Origin of the sequence: Pararhizobium qamdonense (genome assembly GCF_029277445.1) — a bacterium.
Lineage (GTDB): Bacteria > Pseudomonadota > Alphaproteobacteria > Rhizobiales > Rhizobiaceae > Pararhizobium > Pararhizobium qamdonense.
Genome location: NZ_CP119566.1, coordinates 3,717,975 through 3,738,599, shown reverse-complemented (window position 1 = coordinate 3,738,599; position 20,625 = coordinate 3,717,975). Strand labels below are relative to the sequence as shown.

The window sequence follows — 20,625 nt, the reverse complement described above, 5'->3', positions numbered from 1 at the left end:
CTCCCGGGCTGGTGCCCAATTGGTTTTATGGAAAGTAAACGGGTGGAAACCGGCTGGATCAGCCGATAATGCCCATGATGTCGGCTTCCTTCATGATCAGAAGGTCTTCGCCGTTGAGCTTGACTTCGGTGCCCGACCACTTGCCGAACAGAACGCGGTCGCCAGCCTTGACGTCGAGCGCGACGAGCGTGCCCTTGTCGTCACGGGTGCCGGTGCCGACGGCGACGATTTCGCCTTCCTGCGGCTTTTCCTTGGCGGTATCTGGAATGATGATGCCGCCCTTGGTCTTTGCTTCAGACTCGACACGGCGTACGACGACGCGGTCATGCAGTGGGCGGAAATTGGTGCTTGTCATTGTCTAATCCCTCGATCAAATGACTTCACGGATCGTCTTTGCGATCCGATGGATGGATGTTAGCACTCCTCTTGTCTGAGTGCTAGCGGCTTGGAGATAAGGACGGCCGCGAGATGAGTCAAGAACGGCCTATCGAAAATATTTCATCGATCATGGTTATCTGACCGGCATGCTCTTGCCCCAACAACACGACCTGAATGTGACACCCGCCCATCCGTCCTTCGCTGAGGCTGCAAAAGTCTGGGCGCGGATCGGTGTTTTGAGTTTCGGCGGCCCGGCAGGCCAGATCGCCCTGATGCACCGCGAACTGGTGGAGGAACGCCGCTGGATTTCGGAAAGCCGGTTTTTACATGCGCTGAATTTCTGCATGCTGTTGCCGGGGCCGGAAGCCCAGCAGCTCGCCACCTATATCGGCTGGCTGCTGCATGGCACGCGCGGCGGCATCGCCGCGGGACTGCTGTTTGTCCTTCCCGGCTTTTTCGTCATTCTCGGCCTGTCGTCGGCCTATGCGCTGTTTCAGCAGACGGACTGGCTGACCGGCCTGTTCTTCGGCCTGAAGGCGGCGGTGCTGGCCATCGTCATCGAGGCCGTCATCCGGGTCGGCCGCCGGGCGTTGAAAACGCGGTTCGCGCTCCTCGTGGCCGTGCTCGCCTTTGCCGCGCTGTTCTTTTTTAATCTGCCGTTTCCGCTTGTCGTCCTGGTTGCCGGCATCGCCGGATACGTCGCCACGCGCCTGCAGCCGGCAACGGGCGAAAAGGCCGTTGCGGCGGCGGCAAAACAGGCGCTTGCCGACCGTCCATCGGTCATCGACGGCAGTTTTCGCGGAGGTGCGGCAAGCTGGACGCGCACATTCCAGGTTCTCTCCACCTGGCTTCTCCTGTGGATCGCGCCATTCCTCGTCATCGGCGCAGCGTTCGGGTTCTCTACCGTCTACACCGATATCGGACTGTTCTTCTCGAAAATGGCGGTGGTCACCTTTGGCGGCGCCTATGCGGTGCTGGCCTATGTGGCGCAGCAGGCAGTGGAGACCTATCATTGGCTGAAACCCGGCGAATCGCTCGATGGCCTGGCGCTGGCAGAAACCACGCCCGGCCCGCTGGTGCTGGTTTTGTCCTTCGTCGGCTTCATGGCCGCGTTTCGCGCGCCGCTTGGTTTTGAGCCGCTGCTGTCGGGCATGCTCGGCGCGGCGCTGGCGACCTGGGTGACGTTTGTGCCGTGTTTCCTCTGGATCTTTCTCGGCGCCCCCTATGTCGAGACCCTGCGCAGCAACAGGGCGCTGTCGGGCGCGCTGTCGGCAATCTCGGCGGCAGTCACCGGCGTCATCCTCAATCTGGCCGTCTGGTTCGGCCTGCACGTGGTTTTTTCCGGCGTGGGGCGTTTGGAGATCGGCCCGGTTTCCATGCCGCTCCCCGTCTGGGACACGTTCCAGCCGGCGTCCTTTTGCCTCGCGCTTCTGGCTGCCGTGCTGTTGTTTTTCTTCAAGCGCGGCGTTGTGCTGACGCTCGCCATCTGCGCGGTTGCCGGTTGGCTGGTGCGCGGATTTTAGCGTCCAGGACCTGTCTGACGCCGGAAACCTTGGAATTCCGCCGCCATTTTCCCGATGAAGACTTGTGTTTTTACCGCCTGCCTGCGATGTCAGCCCGACCATTTCTTTTCTGCGGGAAGCCAGCATGGCCGTTCGGATCAACAGTTTTCGCGACATTGCCAGCCGCTATGATGTCGTGCTGTGCGATGTCTGGGGCGTGCTGCACAATGGCGTGGAGGCTTTCAAGGGGGCCTGCGAGGCGCTGACCGAAGCGCGCGCCAAAGGCCTGACCGTCGTTCTCATCACCAATTCGCCGCGCCCGCATCCCGGCGTCATCGTCCAGATCCGCGGCCTTGGCGTGCCAGACAGCGCCTATGACCGCATCGTCACATCAGGCGACGTCACCCGCGCGCTGATTTCGGCTGGACCCAAGAAGGTGTATTTCATTGGCGCCGAACGGGACCTGCCGCTGCTCGAAGGTCTCGGCGTCAACCTGGTTTCGTCCGAGGAAGCCGAGATCGTCGTCTGCGCCGGCTTTTTCGATGACGAACACGAGACGGCCGAAGACTACCGCGCCACGCTGTCCAGCCTTGCCAAGCGCAAGGTTCCGTTCATCTGCGCCAACCCCGATCTCGTCGTCGAGCGTGGCCACAAGCTGATCCCCTGCGCCGGTGCCATCGCCAAGGTCTTTGAGGAACTGGGCGGCGAAACCCGGATTTCCGGCAAACCCTATGTGCCGATCTACCGCGCATCCCTGTCGGAAGCCAAGGCCGTGCGCGGCGGGCTCGACCTGACGCGGGTGATCGCTGTCGGCGACGGCATGCCGACGGACGTCAAGGGCGCCCAGGATTTCGGCCTCGACCTGCTTTATATCAGCGCCGGTATTCATGCCGCCGAATATATGATCGGCGAAAAGACCGATGAGGCCAAATTGACGGCATTCCTGAAGAGCGAGGGCGCCACGCCGAAATGGTGGATGCCCAGGCTCTCGTGACGGATTGGCGTGATCGACTTTGACTGAAGAGATGGCTGGCGCACGGACATGACGGTTTTTCATCGCAACGAAACCCGCGAACCCCTTCCGGAAGCCCTGCGCGGCGGGGTCATCGCGATCGGCAATTTCGATGGCGTGCATCGCGGCCATCAGTCGGTACTCGACAGGGCGCTGGAGGAAGCGCAAAAGCGCGGCGTGCCCGCCCTGGTGCTGACTTTCGAGCCGCATCCCCGCAGCGTGTTTCGCCCCGACCAGCCGGTGTTCCGCCTGACGCCAGCGCCGCTCAAGGCCCGCATCCTCGAAGGCATGGGCTTTGCAGCCGTCATCGAATATCCGTTTGACCGGACGTTTTCGCAGCTGTCCGCATCCGATTTCATCCGCTCGATCCTGATGGACTGGTTGCATGCCAGCCATGTGGTCACCGGGTTCGATTTCCATTTCGGCAAGGGCAGGGAAGGCGGCCCGGCCTTCCTGATGGCTGCTGGCGGTGAAAACGGCTTTGGCGTGACGCTGGTCGATGCGTTCCGCGACGAAAGTGCCGCAGTGATTTCCTCCAGCCACATCCGTTCGCTGCTGGGCGAGGGTGACGTATCGCAGGCGGCCGGCCTGCTCGGCTACCGCTATACGGTGGAATCGGAAGTCATCGACGGCAAGAAGCTCGGCCGCACGCTGGGCTATCCGACCGCCAACATGCAGCTTCCGCCGGAAGTCGAACTGAGAAACGGCATCTACGCCGTGCGCTTCCGCCGCGCCGACGGCAGCATTCACGATGGCGTTGCCAGCTTCGGCAAGCGCCCGACGGTCGCCAGCAACGGCATTGCCCTGCTGGAAACCTTCGTCTTTGACTTTTCCGGCGATCTCTACGGCGAAGTCTGTTCGGTCTCCTTCTTCGGCCATCTGCGCGACGAGCTGAAATTCGACGGTCTCGATCCGCTGGTGGTGCAGATGAAAAAGGACGATGCCGAAGCGCGCGCATTGCTATCCGGCGTCAGGCCGCTCAGTATGATCGACAGAAAAATCGCATTCGCTGCGGATGCAAATTCCTAAAAGGATGATCCCGATGGCCACCACGCCCCGCCGCCCCGTCAGCGCCATGGATGCCGCCGAAGCCCTGTTCAAGCCGGTCAAGAAAGCACCGGCACCCGCCGCCGAAAAACGCGCCTTGCCCGAAACCAGGGAACTCGTGTCGATCAAGCTCGACAGCGCCGTCCTCCACTATTTCCAGGACGACGGCCCCGGCTGGCAGGACCGCATCAACGACGCCCTGCGCGCCGTGATGCTGGCGAACCCGAAGGATTGAGGGGACTGCGACTGACCAATTGCGATTTGCGGGCTTTTCTATCAAAGCCAGGTCAAAGTTTTCGGTCAGAACCTGCTGTCTTGAGAATGGCATTTGCCGTATGGCGGCTTTTCAGGTTGCGCGGAACGAGAACCATTTTGCCTGTGGCACGTGATTGCCACTTTTCGTGCGAGCCTTTGGCATTCATCAGATACTCATAGCCAAGTGCAGCAAGGATATCGCAGACGGCCTTGTAATATCCTTGAGCCATTATGCCGCCGCCGGTACCTCTGGTCGTTGCCAGAGAATGGCTGGAATGAGCTCACGTAACGGCGTGCCGGCAAGATCAGGTAAGCTCATATGGTTGGCGACAATCAGGTCAATAGCCGTATCGAAAATGATGTCTTCGAATTCATCGATTGTATCGGCCTCGATATGGAAGCCTTCGATATCACTTTGCGAGTAAAACACCCGTGCTTCCGGGTCCCAGACCGCCTTCACAAAAAATGTCCGCTTGACCATATGCTGCTCCCGCATCGAACGTGCCACCGGTAATTCGTGACCGGCTCTAATATCATATAATAGTCCTAAATCCCCATTCCATCGCCATCCGCGTATCGTTCTTTGAAACTTTGCCGTTGTCATCTTCCTTTTCGCGTAAAAACCGCTTAAACAACCGCCACCATGACCCGATATCGTCGATTGATACGTGATCAGCGAATTATTGGCCCGGCCTTCCCAGCGCTTTGATTGCCGCCGGAAGGTCCGGGTTTTCGGCGTTCGCTCTGAGCGCCACCGTTATCCCCTTTGAAGACATCCCGTCCGCATGCGCGGCGACACGCGCTCACAAGTGATTGCAAAAACCATGACCGTGACCTCAGAAACACTCGATTATTCCAAGACGCTCTATCTGCCCGAAACCGAATTCCCGATGCGCGCCGGCCTGCCGCAGAAGGAGCCGGAAACCGTTGCCCGCTGGCAGGAAATGGGCCTCTACAGACAACTGCGCGCCTCTGCCGCCGGCCGCGAAAAATTCGTGCTGCATGACGGCCCGCCCTATGCCAACGGCAATATCCATATCGGCCATGCGCTCAACAAGATCCTGAAGGATATCATCACCCGCTCGTTCCAGATGCGCGGCTTTGATTCCAACTATGTTCCGGGCTGGGATTGCCACGGCCTGCCGATCGAATGGAAGATCGAGGAAGCCTATCGCGCCAAGGGCAAGAACAAGGACGAGGTTCCCGTCAACGAATTCCGCCAGGAATGCCGCGACTTCGCCGCCAACTGGATCAAGATCCAGTCGGCCGAGTTCAAGCGCCTGGGCATCGAGGGCGACTTCGACAATCCCTATACGACCATGGCCTTCCACTCCGAGGCCCGCATCGCCGGCGAACTCCTCAAGATCGCCAAGTCCGGCCAGCTCTATCGCGGCTCCAAGCCGATCATGTGGTCGGTCGTCGAACGCACGGCGCTGGCGGAAGCCGAGGTCGAATATGCCGATATCGAGAGCGACACGATCTGGGTGAAGTTTCCGGTGCTGGAAGGGCCCGAAAGCCTCGCGGACGCTTTCGTCGTCATCTGGACCACGACCCCCTGGACCATCCCGGGCAACCGCGCCATCGCCTATTCGGCGCGCTATCCCTATGGCCTGTTCGAGGTCGAAAGTGCCGAAAACGACTTTGGCCCGCAGCCGGGGGAAAAGCTGATCTTCGCAACGCGCCTGGCTGAAGAGTGCGCCGCCAAGGCCAAGGTGACGCTGAAACTGGTCCGTGAGGTTTCGGCCGACGAACTGGCCGCGATCACCTGCGCCCATCCGCTGGCGCATCTTGGTTACACCTTCAAGGTCCCGCTGCTCGCTGGCGACCACGTCACCGATGAGGCCGGTACCGGTTTCGTCCATACCGCGCCAGGACACGGTGCCGATGACTTCGAGGCCTGGATGGACAACGCCCGGGCTCTGGAAGCGCGCGGCATCTCTTCGAAAATCCCCTTCACCGTCGATGATGTCGGTTTCTACACCGCCGATGCGCCCGGTTTCGGCCCGGATCGCGACGGTGGCGCCGGCCGCGTCATGGATGACAACGGCAAGAAGGGCAATGCCAACGATCTCGTCATCAAGGCGCTGATCGAAACAAAGACCCTGTTTGCCCGCGGCCGCCTGAAGCACAGCTATCCGCATTCCTGGCGTTCGAAGAAGCCGATCATCTTCCGCAACACGCCGCAATGGTTCGTCTATATGGACAAGGACCTTGCCGACGGCACGACGCTGCGCAACCGCGCGCTCTCGGCCATCGACAATACCCGCTTCGTGCCGGCCGCCGGGCAGAACCGCCTGCGCGCGATGATCGAAAACCGCCCGGACTGGGTCCTGTCGCGCCAGCGCGCCTGGGGCGTGCCGATCGCTGTCTTTGCCGACGTTGACGGCGAAGTTCTGGTGGATGAGGCCGTCAATGCCCGCATCATCGAGGCTTTCGAGGCCGAGGGTGCGGATGCCTGGTTTGCGGAAGACGCCAAGGACCGGTTCCTCGGCAGCGATCATGACCATGAAAAATGGATCCAGGTCATGGACATCCTCGACGTCTGGTTCGACAGTGGCTGCACCCATACCTTCACGCTCGAAGACCGCCCCGACCTGAAATGGCCGGCCGATGTCTATCTCGAAGGCTCCGACCAGCATCGCGGCTGGTTCCATTCGTCGCTGCTCGAAAGCTGCGCGACGCGTGGCCGTGCGCCGTACAATGCCGTCGTCACCCATGGGTTCACGATGGATGAGAAGGGCGAGAAGCAGTCGAAGTCCAAGGGCAATGTCGTTGCCCCGCAGGACGTGATGAAGGAATCGGGCGCCGATATCCTGCGCCTGTGGGTCGCCACCACCGATTACTGGGAAGACCAGCGGCTCGGCAAGGCGATCATCCAGACCAATATCGACAGCTATCGCAAACTGCGCAACACGATCCGCTGGATGCTCGGCACGCTGGCGCATGACAAGGGCGCAGAAGGCGGCGACGATGTTGCCTTTGCCGATATGCCGGAACTCGAGCGCCTGATGCTGCACCGCCTGTCGGAACTCGACCAGCTGGTGCGCGAAGGTTATGACGCCTTCGATTTCAAGCGCATCGCCCGTGCCCTGATCGATTTCTCAAACATCGAGCTGTCGGCCTTCTATTTCGATATCCGCAAGGACGCGCTCTATTGCGATGCGCCCTCGAGCCCGCGCCGCCGTGCGAGCCTTGTGGTCATCCGCAAGCTGTTTGATTGCCTCGTCACCTGGCTTGCCCCGGTTCTGCCGTTCACCACGGAAGAAGCCTGGCTGTCGCGTGATCCCCAGGCGGTCTCCGTCCATCTCGAACAATTCCCGGCCGTGCCCGGCGAATGGCGCGACGAGGCGCTGGCCGAGAAGTGGAAGAAGATCCGCACGGTGCGCAAGGTGGTGACCGGCGCGCTGGAAGTGGAACGCCGCGACAAGCGGATCGGCTCGTCGCTCGAAGCCGCCCCCGTGGTTCACATCGGCGATGCCGATCTGCTGGCGGCCCTCGACGGCGAGGATCTGGCGGAAATCTGCATCACGTCCGGTGTGACGATCGTTGCCGGTACGGGCCCGGAGCAAGCCTTCAAGCTTGACGATGTCGCTTCCGTCAGCGTCGAGCCGGTTCTGGCAGAAGGCGTCAAATGCGCCCGGTCTTGGCGCATCACCGCCGATGTCGGCTCCGATGCAGCGTTCCCCGATGTGTCGGCGCGCGATGCGCTGGCGCTGCGTGAACTTGGCTACGCTTCTTAAGGGATTGTTTACCGGGTGAATTGCGTAATTGGCCTTCATCCGGTAAACCTGCCTGAAAATCGGCGGATTTATCCGTCATGGGCGCAGCAATGCCGCTCAAGTATCGATCGTGCCGGCACCGCTGGAAGGGTTTTCATGGGAATGACGCGAGAGTTTCGAGTGTATGCTGGCCTGTTTGCCGTTGTAGCGGGCAGCGTCGTGCTGACCGGCTGCATTGGCGGCCCGACCTATGGTACCGAAAAGACGGCCGGCGAACATCTGATGGACGACCTTGGCAGCTCGGTGAGCCTGGGGAGCGCCAAGCCCAATACCGTCAAGTATCAGCCGCGTCCCGGCCTGGTTCTGCCGCCATCGGGCGAAGCCGCGCAATTGGTTCAGCCGCAGCAAAATCTCGCCAGCAAGGACAATCCGCAATGGGTTGAATCGCCGGAAGACACGCGCCAGCGTCTGCGCGCGGAAGCCGATGCCAATGCCGATACGATTGGGTATGTCTCGCCTCTGGCCAAATCCAGCGCCAATGGCCGCAATCTGACGACGGCTGAACAGACCAAGGCCTATCGCGAAGCCCGCAAGATCCAGATGGGCGCCTATGCCGACAAGCGCCGCTTCCTCAGCGACCCGCCGCTCGAATACCGCAAGCTGCCGGAAGAGGCGACGGCGGATCTGGGCGAGCCGGAACAGGTCAAGGAACGCCGCCGCAAGAAGGAAGCCGCCGTCAAGGGCAGCGGCAAGAAGTGGTACGATATTTTCTGATGTTCGATGTTTGAAATTCGCAAGGCTACCCCCAGGGACGCAGAGACCATCCTGCGTTTCATCAGCGAACTGGCCGTCTACGAAAAGGCAGGCCATGAGGTCGAGGCGACCGTTCAGACGGTGACCTCCTCGATGTTTGGCGAACATTCCGTGTCACAAGCGGCCATCTGCGAGCGCGATGGCGTGCCCGTCGGTTTCGCCGTCTGGTTCTTCAGCTATTCCACATGGCTGGCGCGCAACGGCCTCTACCTTGAAGACCTCTACATCACACCGGACCAGCGCGGATCGGGCGCCGGACGCACGATGCTGCGCTATCTGGCACGGATCGCGGTTGAAAAGGGATGCGGCCGCTTCGAGTGGAGCGTGCTCGACTGGAATGAGCCAGCCATCAAGGCCTATGAGGCGATCGGCGCCGAGCCCCTGTCGGAATGGACGCGGTACCGTCTGTCCGGCGAAGCGCTTGAAAGCTTTGCCGCCGGGTAGAAATAAAGGTGACCCTCACCGCCGTCCGGCAAAGAATTCCTTGAGGATGTCCGCAGCGCTTTGTCCGGACAGTCCGGAATAGACATCGGGTGCGTGATGGCAGGTCGGCTGGCTGAAAAAGCGGACACCGTTATCGACGCCGCCGCCCTTTGGGTCTTCCGCCCCATAGTAAAGCCGGCGCAGCCGGGCAAACGAAATGGCGGCCGCGCACATGGTGCAGGGTTCCAGCGTCACGTAGAGGTCGGCGCCGTTCAGCCGCTCGGCACCGATAATGCTGGATGCCGCGCGGATCACTTCGATTTCGGCATGCGCGGTGACATCGTTGCGCTCGCGCGTGCGGTTCCCGGCGCTGGCGATGATCGTGCCGTTTAAGACAAGAACTGCGCCCACAGGCACTTCGCCGCGGGCGGCTGCCATTCTGGCCTCGTCCAAGGCCAAATCCATAAACCGGCTCGTTTCAGCCATCGTTGCGACCCATGATAATTTCTCTTAACCCAAGGGCCGTGACCTGATAGGACAGCCCAAAAGGCAGGCAACACAAATGACATTCAAAGACAAGCCCCAGCGGCCTGGCGGCAAACCCGCACGGTCCGACAAGAAGCCCGGCGCGCGCAAGACCGCTGCCGATCATTCGGCGGTTGACAGCACCGATACGGAAAAGCCGCGCAAGCCACGGCCGGCAGCAACCGAAACCGTCGGCGCCGATGTGCCGCAGCGCATTTCCAAGATCATGGCGCGCGCAGGCGTCGCCTCGCGCCGCGATATCGAGCGCATGATCATGGAAGGCCGCGTTTCGCTGAACGGCAAGCTGCTCGACAGCCCGGTCGTCAATGCAACGCTGGCCGATCACATAGAAGTGGACGGCCAGCCGATCCGGGGCATCGAGCGCACCCGCCTCTGGCTCTATCACAAGCCGTCCGGCCTAGTGACCACCAATTCCGATCCGGAAGGCCGCCCGACCGTTTTCGACAACCTGCCGGAAGAATTGCCGCGCGTCCTGTCCATCGGCCGCCTCGACATCAACACCGAAGGCCTGCTGCTGCTCACCAATGACGGTGGTCTTGCCCGCGTGCTGGAACTGCCCGCCACCGGCTGGCTACGCCGCTACCGCGTCCGCGCCCACGGCACGATCGACCAGGCAGCGCTCGACAAGTTGAAGGACGGCATCGCCGTTGATGGCGTGCTCTATGGCGCGATCGACGCGACGCTCGACAAGGTTCAAGGGTCCAATGTCTGGATCACCATGGGCCTGCGCGAGGGCAAGAACCGGGAAATCAAGAACGTCATGGGCGCGCTCGGGCTCGACGTGAACCGGCTGATCCGCATTTCCTATGGCCCGTTCCAGCTCGGCGAGCTGCCGGAAGGCCAGGCGCAGGAAATCCGTGGCCGCACGCTGCGCGACCAGCTCGGTCCGCGCCTGATCGAAGATGCCAAGGCGAATTTCGATGCGCCGATCTTCGATGCTGCAGCCGCCGAAGACGAAAAGCCGCAGAAGAACGAATGGGCGGCCGGAAAGCCGGAAGCCCGCGAGCGCGGTGCCTTCAAGGAAAAGGCCGGCGACAAGCGCGAGCGTGCCTTGTCGCGCCTGGATACGACCCGGCGCGACGATCGCGGCTCCGCCCGCCCAGAGCGCAATGACCGTGGCGGCCGCGATGCGCCCGAGGCGAAATTCGATGGCCCCAAGCGCGAGCCGGGTTTCCGCGCCCGCAAGGCCAATGTCTGGATGGCGCCCGGCGCCCGGCCTCTGCCGGAAAAGAAGGCCAAGGACGCGCAGGCTGCCGACACCGCTGAAAAGCCCGTGCGCCGCGAGCGTCCGGAAGGTGCACCGGCGGTCAAGCGGTATGGCAAGACCAAGGACGGCCTGGCGACGAAATCCAACCGGAAGTTCGACCCGGACCGCAAGAAGGCCTCCGTCTACGATCGTCCCGATCGCGGCCCGCGCGTGATCGTCACGCGTGACGCAGACGACAATGACTGGATCCGCGCAACCGACGAGCCGAGCCGCGACGAAGGCCGGGGCGGCGACCGCAAGCGTTCGGGCGGCGACGATCGTGGCGCCCGCAGCTTCGGCGACCGCGCTCCGCGCGGCGATCGTCCGCGTGGCGACCGGCCTCAGGGAGATCGCCCGCCGCGCCGCGAAGGTGGCGACAAGCCGTTCGGTGACCGCAAGCCGCGCACTGAAGGCGCACGGTCGTTCTCCGACCGGCCGAGAAGCGACCGGCCTGCCGGTGACCGTCCGGCAGGCGAGCGCCCGCGCAAGCCCTTCGGCGAAAAGTCCTTCTCGCGTGAGGATGGCGACCGCAAGCCACGGGATTTCGGTGATCGTCCGCCGCGTTCCGACCGCCCGCAGGGCGACCGTCCGTTCGGCGGCAAGCCTTCGGGTGACCGGCCGGCCGGCGGCAAATCCTTCGGCGGCAAGCCGGGTGGCGCAAAGCCGTTCGGCGCAAAGACCGGCGGTCCCCGCAAACCGGGTGGCGGCGGTGGAAAGCCTGCGGGCGGACGCCCGGCCGGCGGCAAGCCACGCGGACGCGGGAACTAAGCGCCGGTGCGGATCGTTGCTGGCGAATTTCGCGGTCGCGGGCTGGCAACGCCGAGCTCCAACGACATCCGGCCGACCACGGACCGGACGCGCGAAAGCCTGTTCAATATTTTAAGCCATGCCTATCCGGATGCGCTTGAGGGCCGGGTTCTCGATCTGTTTGCAGGCACCGGCGCGGTGGGGCTGGAAGCCCTGTCGCGCGGCTGCCGTCAGGCTCTGTTCGTTGAAATGGGCACCGAGGGCAGGGGCCTGCTGCGCACTAATATCGAAGCGTTCGGCCTGACCGGCCGGGCGCGTGTCTTCCGCCGCGATGCCACCGATCTCGGTGCCGCCGGCACCGTCGAGCCGTTCCAGTTCCTGTTTGCCGATCCGCCCTATGGCAAAGGTCTCGGCGAAAAGGCGCTGGCATCGGCGGCAGCGGGCGGCTGGCTGGTGCCGGGGGCGCTGGCGATTCTCGAAGAGCGGGCCGATATTTCGCCGGTCCTTCAGGACGGTTTCGAACTGGTCGAAGACCGCCAGTTCGGAGAAACCCGGATGCATTTCTACCGTTACCGCGCCGTGTGACACCGGAAAGACGCTGAGCATGACGCAAGGCCTCGAAACATCGAAAAAACCGGCGGACCCGACCGTCGCCATCGCCTTCGGCGGCGGCGGTGCGCGCGGGCTTGCCCATATTCACGTGATCGAGGCGCTGGACGAACTCGGCATCCGTCCCACCGTGATAGCCGGCTCGTCGATCGGCGCCATCATGGGCGCAGCCATGGCGGCAGGCATCAGCGGCGCTGAGATCCGTGAGCATACGCTTGCCACCGTCGGCCGCCGCAAGGAGATCGTCAACCGGCTCTGGAGCGTGCGCCCGGCCAGTTTCAAACAGGCGGTCGTGGGCGGTTTCCGCTTCGGCCAGTTCAATCTCGAACGCATCCTGCCTGCCTTCCTGCCGCCGGCAATCCCAAAAGAATTTGCCGGTCTCGGCATCCCGCTGCAGGTCACCGCGACCGATTATTACGGGCAGTCAGAGCATGTCTGCAAAAGCGGCGACCTGCATCAGGCGCTTGCCGCATCGGCGGCAATCCCGGCCATGTTCATGCCGGTGCGCATCGGCGGCCGCGTGATGATCGACGGCGGCATCTGCAATCCCGTGCCGTTCGATCTTCTAAAAGGGCTCGCCGATATCGTCATCGCTGTCGATGTGGTCGGCGGACCGGACGGCGACGGCGAAACCATGCCAAGCCGGATCGACAGCCTGTTTGGCGCCAGCCAGCTGATGATGCAGTCGATCATCGCCATGAAGATGAAGGCACATCCGCCGGATATCCTGTTGCGCCCCGAGGTCAACCGCTTCCGGGTCATGGATTTTCTCAGGGCACAGGAAGTGCTGACGGCAACGGCTGCCGTCAAGGATCAGCTGAAGGCGGCGCTCGGCCACGCCATCGAAGCCCGGATGAAGCTGTAAGCACTTGGCGCATTTTCCCGGCCCCCTCCATGGCGGCCGGGAAAACGAGATCGCTGATCAGCCCTCGCAATTGCTGGGCGCTGCCTTTCCGGCAAACCGGTCCTTGATCCAGTCGATCTGGACGCTGGTGGTTTTGGTCATTGCGGCGAGATGGTCGAGGCCGGGAAAGCTGCGATATTCCAGCTCCGGTTTCAGCGCGCAGGCTTTCTTGACCGCGTCGCGGGTGGCCTCCACCGGCACGGCATTGTCGCCCTCGCCGGCAATGACCAGGATCGGTCCTGCAATCGGCGTTTCCCCGGCGGAGTTTTCAAGGAAGAATTTTCGCACCGGGCCGTTCTCACGCCATTCCGGCTTGAGCATCTGCGGTGCCTCGACACCGGCATAGGTGAGGGCCGCATAGTATAGGCAGCCGTTTTCGGTGATGTCCTTGTAATGCGACTGACCGGTCTGCGACAGCATGTCGGCAGGCTTGAAGTCGCCGGGATAACGCTGCGCCACGCCATAGGCGTGCCAGCCGAGATAGAACCCCGCGCCCTTGGTCGCTTCGGGATGATCGAGAAACCAGCCAAGATGCGTTGCAGCCGCGATCGACACGGCGCCCAGATAGTTTTCATCCGGGTTCACCCTCAGCGCTTCGGCAACACCCCATGCGGCAAGCCCGCCCTGCGAATGGCCGGAAACTACCCATTTTTTACCAAGGGCCGGAACAGCCGCCTGTGCCGCCGGGAGCGCGTTGATGATGTCTTCGGCGTGATCGGCCTTGTTCATATAGGGATGCGCACCCGGCGCCCCGAGCCCGTAATAGTCGGTGGCGACGACGGCAAATCCGGCGGCGAGCATGTCGGTCAGGCCTTTTGCGCCGTAATAGACGTCCTTCATCGCCGAGGGCGCACATTGGCGCGCCATGCCGCTTGTGCCATGCGCCCAGGCGATGACCGGCCAGCCTCCGGCAGGCGGTGTGCCGGCCGGAGTAAGCACCACGCCCGAGGTCACCGCATCCTTGCCGCCCTGGAGGGACTGATAAAGAATGCGCGTCGCACCGGTGCCAGGCGGCAATGCGTAACCCGTGACGCTTTCCGTGGCGAGAAGTGCACCCGCCCGTCCGGCTTCAAGCGCAACGGGCTGGTCGTAAAAACCGGTCGGCGGCATCTCGTTGCGCTTCTCGGCTTCGATCGCCTGCGCAATCGTCTGCGGAAATTTCGGCGGGTCTGCCGCTCGCACGGTCAATGGACAGGCCAGAGCAGCGGCCAAGGCCATTTTCGAAATTGCGCCGGTTTTTGAATGTTTTCCCATCTCCATATGCACCGAATCTCCTCCCATGGTTGCAATTTGGGAAAAGAAATACGGGTTGGAATGAGTTTGTCAATTGCGGTATCAGCCGCTTTTGCAACGCTTTCAGTGCCGCAAGGTGCATACTGCGAATACCATTTTAAAGTTGTATATAATATGAGGCGGCGGCGATCATTCTGCCAAGGCTGCCTGTCGCGTGCTCCTGTTTTATCAATCCGCCTTGGCAAGAACCTCGGCTGCCGGTTTCGGCTTTACCGGCGGGGCTGACGGCAGGATATCGTCGTCGGCGGCAAGCGAGGGTGCCGTCTCGCGCCGGGGCTTGATCAGCGGCTCCGGCTTTACCGGTTCGAAATGCAGCATGTCGCGTCCGGCACTGATGCCTTCGGCTTCCTGCACCACCAGGCGGGCCTCGTCGCGGCGGCGGATATCGTTCATGATGGCCTCAGCCTCGTTATCGGCAATCCCCAATCCTTCCAGCGTCTTGCGTCCGAAGACGAGGCCGGACTCGAAGGTCTCGCGCAGCTCGTAATCGACGCCGCGGGCGCGCAGCGACAGCGTGTGCAGCCGGTCATAGGCGCGCGCGAAAATCCGGGCATTGGGATATTCCGCCTGCACCATATCGACGATCCGGTCGGTGATCTCCTGCTTCTGCGTGCAGATGGCAACGATCTTGGCGCGCTCGATGCCGGCGGCGCGCAGCACGTCCAGCCGCGTTCCATCGCCGAAATAGATGCGGAACCCGAAGGTCGCGGCCTGGCGCACACGGGCGGCGGAATGATCGATGATCGTCACCTCGCGGCCACCGGCAAGCAGGATTTGCGAGGCGATCTGGCCGAAGCGGGAAAACCCGATCATCAGCACGTCGGCGCCAGCCCCCTCAAAATCCTCTTCCATCTCTTCGGTTGCCTCGTCCTGCTCCTGCATGAGAAGCCCTGAAAGCGCGGAGGCTGCCGGCGTCAGTGCCATGGACAGGGTGACGATGACGATGAGAAGCGATGCCCAGCTGTCGGGAAACACGCCGGCGCTGGCGGCTGCCGTAAACAGCACGAAACCGAATTCGCCACCCTGCGGCAGAAGCAGGCCGATGCGCACGGCATCATTGTGCGGCGAGCCGGTCAGCCGGCAGATCGTGTAGATCACCAGAGCCTTGAGCAGCATCAGAGAGGGGACCGCGATCAGGATCAGCACATAGTTGTCGACGATGACCTTGAGATCGAGCGACAGTCCGACCGCCATGAAGAACAGGGCAAGCAGAAGCCCGCGAAACGGCTCGATATCCGCCTCCAGTTCGTGCCGGTAGGACGATTCCGCCAGAAGCACGCCGGCCAGAAACGCCCCCATCGCCATGGAAAGTCCGGCCAGCTGCATCAGCGTGGCGGCGCCCAGAACGATGAACAGGGCTGCGGCGATCATCACCTCGCGCGCGCCCGTGCGGGAGATCACCTGGAACAGCGGATTGAGCAGATAGCGCCCGGCGACCACCATGATCAGGATGGCGCCGACGGCCACGGAAAAATCCTGCAGCGGCGGCGTCGTATCTTCCGGTGCCTGCAGGGCAACCAGCGGGATCAGCGCCAGAAGCGGCACGATCGCCAGATCCTGCAACAGCAGCACCGAGAAGGCGCGCTGGCCATGGCGCGTATTGGTGTCGCCATTCTCATCGAGGATCTGCAGCGCAAAGGCGGTGGAGGACAGCGCCAGGCCGAACCCGGTGATGACGCTGCCGCTCCAGTCGAGCAGCCCGGCGAAGAAAACGATGGCGGAGATCAAAGCGCCTGTTACCAGCACCTGCGCGCTGCCAAGTCCGAAAATGTCGCGCCGCATCTGCCACAGGCGCGAGGGCTTCAGCTCCAGGCCAATGACGAACAGCAGGAATACGACGCCCAGTTCCGCAAAACCGAGGATCTGTTCGCCGTCGCTGATCTGGTGCAGCAGCGGGCCAATGATGACGCCGGCCGCCAGATAGCCAAGGACGGTGCCGAGCCCGAGCTTCTTGAAGATCGGCGCTGCGACGACAGCGCCACCGAGCAGAAGCAGAGCCTGTGATGTAAGAGCGGGTGACGTCGACATAACAGTTCTTTCCTGGCGCGCAGCCGCAGGGGGCGGCTCTGGCGTGTCTGGCTGGGCAGGAGTTTGCCCTAAATTCGGCATTTGGTCGGGGGCGGCGGTCAAGAATCAGGATATGCCCTTGATGCCGGTCCTACTGCACAATAAATGGAGCGGGAATGAAAGGCTAAATCATGTCCGATATTATCGATTCCGGTGTTCTGCAGACAAGGGCGGCCGCGCTCATCGATTTGGCGCTGAAGGCGGGTGCCGATCAGGCCGATGCCGTGGTCGTGCGGGGCCGCTCCCGCTCCGTTTCGGTGCGGCTTGGCAAGGTCGAGGGCACCGACGCCTCGGAAAGCGATGATTTTTCGCTTAGGGTTTTCGTCGGCCGCCGTGTCGCCAGCGTTTCGGCCAATCCGGGCTTTGACCTGAAGGTCCTGGCCGAGCGTGCCGTGGCGATGGCCAAGGCCTCTCCCGAGGACCCCTATGCCAGCCTCGCCGACAGCGAGCGCCTGGCACGCTCCTATCCCGATCTTGAACTCTACGATCCGGCAGAGGTCTCCACGGAAACCCTGACTGCCGCAGCGCTGGAAGCCGAAGAAGCGGCACTTGCCGTCAACGGCGTCACCAATTCGAGCGGCGCCGGCGCATCCGCCGGCACGGGCGGTCTGGTTCTGGTCACGTCGCACGGCTTTTCCGGCGCCTATATGGGCACCCGGTTCGGACGCTCCGTCAGCGCCATTGCCGGCGACGGCACCAAGATGGAACGCGATTACGATTTCGACAGCCGCCTCTATTTCGCCGACCTGAAATCCGCAGCCGAGATCGGCCGTACCGCCGGCGAAAAGGCGGTTGCCCGCATCGGTCCACGCCAGGTTCCGACCCAGAAGAATGTCACGGTTATTTTCGATCCGCGCATGTCGCGGGGTTTCGCCGGGCATATTGCCGGTGCGATCAACGGTGCCTCGGTTGCCCGCAAGACCTCGTTCCTGCGCGACATGATGGGAAAGCCGGTGATGAAGGCCGGCATCACCGTGACGGATGATCCGCTGGTGGTGCGGGGGTCCGCCTCGCGTCCGTTCGACGGCGAAGGGGTCACCGGGCAGAAATTGTCGATGATCGAGGATGGCGTGCTGCAGCAGTGGTTCCTTGCCACCTCGACCGGACGCGAACTAGGTCTGGAAACCAACGGGCGTGGCGCGCGTGGCGGCACGGCCGTTTCGCCGTCCTCAACGAATTTTGCGCTGGAACCCGGCGATATCGCGCGCGAAGAGCTGATCCGCAGCGTCGGAACCGGTTTCTACGTCACCGAACTGATCGGCCAGGGCGTCAATATGCTCACCGGCGAATATAGCCGTGGCGCCTCCGGTTTCTGGATCGAGAATGGCGAATTGACCTTCCCGGTATCCGAAGTCACGATCGCCTCCAATCTGAAGCAGATGTTCTTCGCCATCACGCTTGCCGACGATATCGACCGCAAGTTCGGCGTCGCTGCCCCGACCCTTGCCATCGAGGGCATGACGCTTGCGGGCAAATAAGGCCCGTCCGGATAGCTTTAACGCGGCCGATGCTGCGGGAATGGAAGACCAAGATGAACGCCCGCCTTTCGCCGGATGACTGGAGCAGCGATCTCAGCCTGATCACGATGGCGGCGAACGCTGCGGGTGAAAAGGCGCTGTCCTATTTCCGCAAGGATCCGGACGTCCAGTGGAAGAATGGCGGCCGTTCGCCGGTCAGCGAGGCGGATTTCGCCGCCAACGATATCCTCAAGGAAAAACTCCTGGCCGCCCGGCCGAATTACGGTTGGCTGTCGGAAGAAACCGATGACGATGCGGCAAGGCTCGGCTGCGATACCGTGTTCGTGGTCGATCCCATCGACGGCACGAGAGCCTTCATTGCCGGCAAGGATGTCTGGTGCGTCAGCGTTGCCGTCGTGCATCTTGGCCGTCCGGTGGCGGGCGTCCTCTTTGCGCCGGCGCTTGGCGAGTTGTTTCAGGCGGTCTTGACCGGTGACGCGCTGAAGAACGGCGAGCCGATCAGCGTCAGGCCAACCGGTGCGGACGTCCTACGGATCGCGCTTGCCGAGGAGACGGTCGGCTTGCTGGAACAGGGATATCGCGCCAGCGTGTCGCGCATTCCGCATGTGCCGTCGCTCGCCTATCGGATTGCGATGATCGCCGATGGCCGGATCGATGGCACGATCGTCAAGAAAAACTCCCATGATTGGGATTTGGCAGCCGCCGACCTCATCCTGGAGCGGGCAGGCGGGGCGCTTTTCGGGCTTGATGGACAGCCGCTTTCCTACAATCGCCCCAATGTTCGTCATACCGTGCTCTGCGCGGCGGCAAGGCCCGCTTTACCGGCATTGATTGCGGCGTCTCAGGGGCTGGAGGGCCATTGACCTTTCCGGCTGAATGCCGCAAACCACAAGCAAAATACGGCAAGAAAATTGGATGGTCTGATGGCTCAGAATTCGGAAGTAAAACAGCGGCTGCACCTCGTGTTCGGCGGTGAATTGACGACACTCACCGGCGTCCAGTTCCGCGATCTCGAAAAGCTCGATGTCGTCGGCATCTTCCCTGATTACGACACGGCCCTGACGGCATGGAAATCCAAGGCCCAGCTGACCGTCGATAACGCGCATATGCGCTATTTCATCGTCCACATGCACCGGCTTCTGGATCCGGAACAGGCTTGATGCCAGGGCGTTTCGGACAGGCAGGCCGCGCGGCTGAGAAGGCTGCCTTCGCCTTTACAGACGGCTTTTGCGCTGGCTGCTGTGCGCAGGACCTGACCCCATGAGCCGCATGCTCGCCCGGCTGGCTCTGTCAAGCTATCGCTGGATCGGCACGGCGGTCTACCCGTTGGTCTGGGGCTATCTGGCCGCCCGCGCCGCCAAGGGCAAGGAAGACAGCGCCCGCCGCCAGGAGCGCTATGGCCATGCCAGCGCGCCGCGTCCGCATGGGCCGCTGGTGTGGTTCCATGCCGCCAGCGTCGGCGAGACGACGGCCATCATTCCGCTGATCCATGAAGTTTCGCGCCGGGGCATCTCGGTGGTGCTGACCACCGGCACGAAGACATCGGCCCGCATCGTTGCCGACCGGCTGGGCGCGCGTGTCACCCATCAATACGTGCCGCTCGATTTCAAGCCGGCCGTCAGCCGCTTTCTCGATTATTGGGAGCCGGATCTGGCGATCATCGCGGAATCGGAGATCTGGCCGATGACGATGATGGAGCTCGGGAACCGTCATATTCCGCAGGTTCTGGTCAATGGCCGCCTGTCGGACCGCACCTTCGGCCGCTGGAAAAAGCGCCTGTGGCTTGCCGACGCGCTGTTTGAAAACCTGGCGCTGGTCATTGCGCAGTCCGAGGCCGATGCCGACCGTTTCCGCACGCTGGGCGCCCTGCCGGTGATGGTCTCCGGCAATCTGAAGGTCGATACCGATGCGCCGCCGTATGACAATCACGCGCTGAAGCATTACCGCCAGCAGATCCGCGACCGCAAGACCTGGGCTGCCATCTCCACCTTCGAGGGCGAGGAAAATGCCGCAGGCATCGTCCACCGTGCGCTCAAGGAGCGCACCGGCCTCCTGACCGTGATCGTGCCCCGCCATCCCGAGCGCTGCGACGCGATCGAGACGATGCTGACCTCCAAGGGGCTGACGGTCGCCAGGCGCACCCGCAACGATCCGATCACCCCGGAAACCGATATTTTCCTGGGCGATACCATTGGCGAGATGGGGCTCTACCTGCGTTTGACCGAGGTGGCCTTCGTCGGCCGCTCGCTGTTTGCCGAAGGCGGGCAGAACCCGCTGGAGCCGGCCATGCTCGGCTGCGCCATCCTGTCGGGCGGCAATGTCCAGAATTTCCGCGACACCTACCAGATGCTCGCCAAGAACGGCAGCGCCAAGATCATCCGTGATGTCGAGATGCTGGCCAAGGGGGTCAATTATCTTCTCGTCAACGACGAAGTGCGTCGCAAGATGATCGATGCCGGGCTCGAAACCGTGCATGAAATGCGCGGAGCATTGTCGGCGACGATCCGGGGGCTTGAACCCTATATCAACCCGCTGACAGTGAAGGCACGGCTGCAGCCACGCGGCGATAACTGACACTTTTTCCGG

20 protein-coding genes are annotated in these 20,625 nt (G+C 62.5%); 14 read left to right on the top strand and 6 right to left on the bottom strand.

All coding sequences use genetic code 11. The features are described 5' to 3' along the window. Positions 1–58: 58 nt before the first annotated feature. Positions 59–355, bottom strand: a complete 297-nt coding sequence (gene groES / locus PYR65_RS18350) for a co-chaperone GroES (RefSeq protein WP_060635888.1) — start codon at positions 353–355, stop codon at positions 59–61. Between the two features lie 169 nt (positions 356–524). Between groES and chrA the strand changes: the two genes are divergently transcribed. From chrA to PYR65_RS18330, 4 genes are all read left to right on the top strand, one after another. After that, positions 525–1,901, top strand: coding sequence for a chromate efflux transporter (gene chrA / locus PYR65_RS18345; RefSeq protein ID WP_276119017.1), 1,377 nt, complete (start codon positions 525–527; stop codon positions 1,899–1,901). A gap of 124 nt (positions 1,902–2,025) precedes the next feature. Next, positions 2,026–2,874, top strand: a complete 849-nt coding sequence (locus PYR65_RS18340) for a TIGR01459 family HAD-type hydrolase (RefSeq protein WP_276119016.1) — start codon at positions 2,026–2,028, stop codon at positions 2,872–2,874. 48 nt (positions 2,875–2,922) lie between these two features. After that, entirely contained in the window at positions 2,923–3,921 is a 999-nt protein-coding gene (locus PYR65_RS18335) for a bifunctional riboflavin kinase/FAD synthetase (RefSeq protein ID WP_276119015.1), read from the top strand. A gap of 13 nt (positions 3,922–3,934) precedes the next feature. Then, the gene (locus PYR65_RS18330) at positions 3,935–4,174 is read left to right on the top strand and encodes a BrnA antitoxin family protein (RefSeq protein WP_276119014.1); all 240 of its coding nucleotides are present in this window, start codon (positions 3,935–3,937) and stop codon (positions 4,172–4,174) included. Positions 4,175–4,226: 52 nt separating this feature from the next. Here the strand turns inward: PYR65_RS18330 and PYR65_RS18325 are convergent, their stop codons facing one another. Continuing rightward, positions 4,227–4,424, bottom strand: a complete 198-nt coding sequence (locus PYR65_RS18325; protein ID WP_276119013.1) for a type II toxin-antitoxin system HicA family toxin — start codon at positions 4,422–4,424, stop codon at positions 4,227–4,229. Further along, complete coding sequence (locus PYR65_RS18320; RefSeq protein WP_276119012.1) at positions 4,424–4,675, bottom strand: DUF1902 domain-containing protein; 252 nt, start codon at positions 4,673–4,675, stop codon at positions 4,424–4,426. The genes PYR65_RS18325 and PYR65_RS18320 overlap by 1 nt, the downstream gene beginning before the upstream one ends. A 343-nt stretch (positions 4,676–5,018) precedes the next feature. On the opposite strand from PYR65_RS18320, the gene ileS reads away from it, so the two are divergent. From ileS to PYR65_RS18305, 3 genes are all read left to right on the top strand, one after another. Further along, positions 5,019–7,934 carry an isoleucine--tRNA ligase gene (gene ileS / locus PYR65_RS18315; RefSeq protein WP_276119011.1) on the top strand — a complete coding sequence of 972 codons (2,916 nt, stop codon included), beginning with the start codon at positions 5,019–5,021 and terminating at the stop codon, positions 7,932–7,934. A gap of 135 nt (positions 7,935–8,069) precedes the next feature. Further along, positions 8,070–8,687: a hypothetical protein gene (locus PYR65_RS18310; RefSeq protein WP_060635885.1), complete on the top strand. Its 618-nt coding sequence runs from the start codon at positions 8,070–8,072 to the stop codon at positions 8,685–8,687. 6 nt (positions 8,688–8,693) lie between these two features. Then, complete coding sequence (locus tag PYR65_RS18305; RefSeq protein WP_276119010.1) at positions 8,694–9,170, top strand: GNAT family N-acetyltransferase; 477 nt, start codon at positions 8,694–8,696, stop codon at positions 9,168–9,170. 15 nt (positions 9,171–9,185) lie between these two features. Here PYR65_RS18305 and PYR65_RS18300 read toward each other — a convergent pair whose 3' ends face one another. Continuing rightward, entirely contained in the window at positions 9,186–9,635 is a 450-nt protein-coding gene (locus tag PYR65_RS18300) for a nucleoside deaminase (RefSeq protein WP_276119009.1), read from the bottom strand. Positions 9,636–9,711: 76 nt separating this feature from the next. Between PYR65_RS18300 and PYR65_RS18295 the strand changes: the two genes are divergently transcribed. Genes PYR65_RS18295 through PYR65_RS18285 form a run of 3 tightly spaced genes read left to right on the top strand, consistent with a single transcriptional unit; the run spans position 9,712 to position 13,162 of the window. Beyond that, positions 9,712–11,709: a pseudouridine synthase gene (locus tag PYR65_RS18295; protein ID WP_276119008.1), complete on the top strand. Its 1,998-nt coding sequence runs from the start codon at positions 9,712–9,714 to the stop codon at positions 11,707–11,709. Positions 11,710–11,715: 6 nt separating this feature from the next. Further along, positions 11,716–12,273, top strand: a complete 558-nt coding sequence (rsmD, locus tag PYR65_RS18290) for a 16S rRNA (guanine(966)-N(2))-methyltransferase RsmD (RefSeq protein ID WP_276119007.1) — start codon at positions 11,716–11,718, stop codon at positions 12,271–12,273. Positions 12,274–12,292: 19 nt separating this feature from the next. Further along, positions 12,293–13,162 carry a patatin-like phospholipase family protein gene (locus tag PYR65_RS18285; protein WP_276119006.1) on the top strand — a complete coding sequence of 290 codons (870 nt, stop codon included), beginning with the start codon at positions 12,293–12,295 and terminating at the stop codon, positions 13,160–13,162. A 57-nt stretch (positions 13,163–13,219) separates the two neighbouring features. Here the strand turns inward: PYR65_RS18285 and PYR65_RS18280 are convergent, their stop codons facing one another. Both PYR65_RS18280 and PYR65_RS18275 read right to left on the bottom strand, forming a co-directional pair. Beyond that, positions 13,220–14,461 (bottom strand): alpha/beta hydrolase family protein, encoded by a 1,242-nt coding sequence (locus tag PYR65_RS18280; protein WP_276119005.1) that lies wholly within the window; start codon positions 14,459–14,461, stop codon positions 13,220–13,222. Positions 14,462–14,662: 201 nt separating this feature from the next. Continuing rightward, positions 14,663–16,522: a monovalent cation:proton antiporter-2 (CPA2) family protein gene (locus PYR65_RS18275; protein WP_060635878.1), complete on the bottom strand. Its 1,860-nt coding sequence runs from the start codon at positions 16,520–16,522 to the stop codon at positions 14,663–14,665. Positions 16,523–16,692: 170 nt separating this feature from the next. Between PYR65_RS18275 and PYR65_RS18270 the strand changes: the two genes are divergently transcribed. From PYR65_RS18270 to waaA, 4 genes are all read left to right on the top strand, one after another. Next, complete coding sequence (locus PYR65_RS18270) at positions 16,693–18,039, top strand: TldD/PmbA family protein (RefSeq protein WP_276119004.1); 1,347 nt, start codon at positions 16,693–16,695, stop codon at positions 18,037–18,039. A gap of 53 nt (positions 18,040–18,092) precedes the next feature. Continuing rightward, on the top strand, positions 18,093–18,902 hold the full coding sequence (locus PYR65_RS18265; protein WP_276119003.1) for a 3'(2'),5'-bisphosphate nucleotidase CysQ: 810 nt from the start codon (positions 18,093–18,095) through the stop codon (positions 18,900–18,902). Between the two features lie 60 nt (positions 18,903–18,962). Then, on the top strand, positions 18,963–19,199 hold the full coding sequence (locus PYR65_RS18260; RefSeq protein WP_060636222.1) for a DUF4170 domain-containing protein: 237 nt from the start codon (positions 18,963–18,965) through the stop codon (positions 19,197–19,199). Positions 19,200–19,299: 100 nt separating this feature from the next. Then, complete coding sequence (waaA, locus tag PYR65_RS18255) at positions 19,300–20,613, top strand: lipid IV(A) 3-deoxy-D-manno-octulosonic acid transferase (RefSeq protein ID WP_276119002.1); 1,314 nt, start codon at positions 19,300–19,302, stop codon at positions 20,611–20,613. Positions 20,614–20,625 lie beyond the last annotated feature (12 nt).